Consider the following 2,850-nt stretch of genomic DNA (forward strand, 5'->3'; position numbering starts at 1 on the left):
CAGCAGCAGCGTCAGCGCCAGCGCGTTGAAGGCGCTGCGCCAGAAGGTCACCTCGAAGCCGCGCGCCGAGTCCAGGTGGCGCGACACCGCGCCGGCGCTGCTCCACAGCAGCGTCACCAGCAGCATCAGCAGGACGGCGGATCGATGGCGCATCGGTCGTTCCAGGAGCGGGCGCGTCATTCGTCGCGGTAGATGCCCACGAGCGGCTCGCCGCCGGCCTCGACCCAGCCGCGGTACATGCCCTCGGTGTTGAAGCCCAGCCAGACATTGCCCAGCCCGTCGACGGCGATCAGGCCGCCGTCGCCGCCGACCTGGGGCAGCTCGTCGAAGACGACGCGCGCGCAGGCCTCGGTCAGCGGCAGTCCGCCGATGCGCATCAGCGCGCCCACCTCGTGCGCGGCGGCGGCGCGGATGAAGGCCTCGCCCGTGCCGGTGCACGAGACCGCCACGCTGCGATCGTCGGCATAACAGCCCGCGCCCGGGATCGGCGAATCGCCCACGCGCCCCGGCCGCTTGTTGGTCATGCCGCCGGTGGAGGTCGCGGCGGCCAGGTGGCCGGCGGCGTCGCGCACGACCGCGCCGACGGTGCCGAACTTGGTCCGGTCGTCGATCGGGCCGCCCGGCTCCGGCGCGGCGGCCGGCGCATCGGCCGCCATGGCCGACTGCCCGTCGTGATCGAGCACCTGCCCCTGTGCGAGCGCCCTCGCCTGCCGCAGCTGCGCCAGGCGCTGCGGCGTGCCGAACCAGGTCGGCGCGACGCGCTCCAGGCCCTGGTCGAACGCGAAGGTCTCGGCGGCCGGGCCGATCAGCAGCACATGGCCGCTGTGGTCCATCACCGCGCGCGCCGCGAGCACCGGGTTGCGCACCCGCGTCACGCCGGCGACCGCGCCCGCCGCGCGGTCGCGCCCGTCCATCACGCTGCGTCCGAGTTCATGGCGCTCGTCGGCGGTGTAGACCGCGCCCTTGCCGGCGTTGAACAGCTCGCACTCCTCGAGCCGGCGCACCGCCTCGACCGCGACGTCCATCGCCGCGTCACCGCGCGCGAGCTGCCGGGCGCCGCAGGCCAGGATCGCCGTCAGCGCGGCGCGGTAGGCCGCTTCCATCGCGGCGCTCATGCGGTCGCGGCGGATGGTTCCGGCGCCGCCATGGAGGGCGAGCACGGGGCGCGGCAGGGCGGTCGGGAAGGCAGCGGTCATGGCGTGGCGGCGGCGGAGCGGGAACCGGGAAGCCGCGCATTCTCGCGCGGCTCGGGCATGTCCCTGGGCTTGTCCCGGTCGGGACAGGGCAAAAGCGAACGCTCGTGCTAAAACCCCGCGCAGCTCACCGACAGCGCCGACCGCGCCCACCACGCGCCAGAGCGCCGGCCCGACATCGAAGACCGCAGGAGACACGCATGGACCTCAACTTCACGCCCGAGGAGCAGGCCTTCCGGGCCGACATCCGCCGCTGGGTGGCCGAGCACCTCCCTCAGGACATCAGCCACAAGGTGCACAACGCGCTGCGCCTGAACAAGGACGATCTGCAGCGCTGGGCCCGCATCCTGGGCAAGCAGGGCTGGCACGGCTGGGCCTGGCCCAGGCAGTTCGGCGGGCCGGGCTGGAACGCGGTGCAGCGCCATCTCTTCGAAGAGGAATGCGCCCTGGCCGGCGCGCCGCGCGTGGTGCCCTTCGGACCGGTGATGGTGGCGCCGGTGATCATGGCCTTCGGCTCGCGCGAGCAGCAGGAGCGCCACCTCCCGGGGATCATGAGCGGCGACGTCTGGTGGAGCCAGGGCTACAGCGAACCGGGCTCGGGCTCGGACCTGGCCTCGGTGAAGACCCGCGCCGAGCGCCGGGGCGACACCTACATCGTCAACGGCCAGAAGACCTGGACCACGCTGGGCCAGTATGGCGACTGGATCTTCTGCCTGGTGCGCACCGACGCCTCGGTCAAGCCGCAGGCCGGCATCTCCTTCCTGCTGATCGACATGAAGTCGCCCGGCGTGACCGTGCGGCCGATCATCATGCTCGACGGCGAGCACGAGGTGAACGAGGTGTTCTTCGACAACGTCGAGGTCCCCGCGGAGAACCTGGTCGGCGAGGAGAACAAGGGCTGGACCTACGCCAAGTACCTGCTCGCGCACGAGCGCACCAACATCGCCGACGTGAACCGCGCCAAGCGCGAGCTGGAGCGGCTCAAGCGCATCGCCAAGGCCGAAGGGCTGCTCGGCGGCGATCGCGAGGACGCACGTTTCCGCGACCAGATCGCGCTGCTGGAGGTGGACATCGTCGCGCTGGAGATGATGGTGCTGCGGGTGCTCTCGGCCGAGAGCAGCGGCAAGCAGTCGCTGGACGTGGCGGGGCTGCTGAAGATCCGCGGCAGCGAGATCCAGCAGCGCTACACCGAGCTGATGATGCTGGCCGCCGGCCCCTACGCGACGCCCTTCATCCACGAGGCCATGGAGGCCGGCTGGCAGGGCGACCACGTCGGCGCGGCCCATTGCGCGCCGCTCGCGAGCCACTACTTCAACTATCGCAAGACGACGATCTACGGCGGCTCCAACGAGGTGCAGCGCAACATCGTCGCGCAGACCGTGCTGGGCTGAGGCAGGAGACACGACATGGATTTCGATTTCACCGAAGACCAGAACTCGCTGCGCGACGCGGTGCGGCGCTACGTCGACAAGGATTACGGCTTCGAGCAGCGCCGCGCGATCGTCCGCGCGGGCGGCTTCTCGCGCGAGGTCTGGAACGCCCTGGCCGGCCTGGGCCTGACCGCGCTGGCGGTGCCCGAGGCCCACGGCGGCCTGGGCTTCGGCCCGGTCGAGGCGATGGTCGTCATGGAGGAACTGGGCCGCGGCCTGGTGATGGA

At 71.7% G+C, this 2,850-nt stretch carries 3 protein-coding genes; 2 read left to right on the forward strand and 1 reads right to left on the reverse strand.

From position 1 onward, the window contains the following. Nucleotides 1–176 precede the first annotated feature (176 nt). Entirely contained in the window at nucleotides 177–1,196 is a 1,020-nt protein-coding gene (locus FUT87_RS20125; protein ID WP_255511938.1) for an isoaspartyl peptidase/L-asparaginase family protein, read from the reverse strand. Between the two features lie 197 nt (nucleotides 1,197–1,393). On the opposite strand from FUT87_RS20125, the gene FUT87_RS20130 reads away from it, so the two are divergent. Then, the gene (locus FUT87_RS20130) at nucleotides 1,394–2,584 is read left to right on the forward strand and encodes an acyl-CoA dehydrogenase family protein (RefSeq protein ID WP_147242174.1); all 1,191 of its coding nucleotides are present in this window, start codon (nucleotides 1,394–1,396) and stop codon (nucleotides 2,582–2,584) included. 15 nt (nucleotides 2,585–2,599) lie between these two features. After that, a partial coding sequence (locus FUT87_RS20135) for an acyl-CoA dehydrogenase family protein (protein WP_147242175.1) occupies nucleotides 2,600–2,850 on the forward strand: 251 nt, incomplete at its 3' end.

Source organism: Mitsuaria sp. TWR114 (assembly GCF_007997345.1).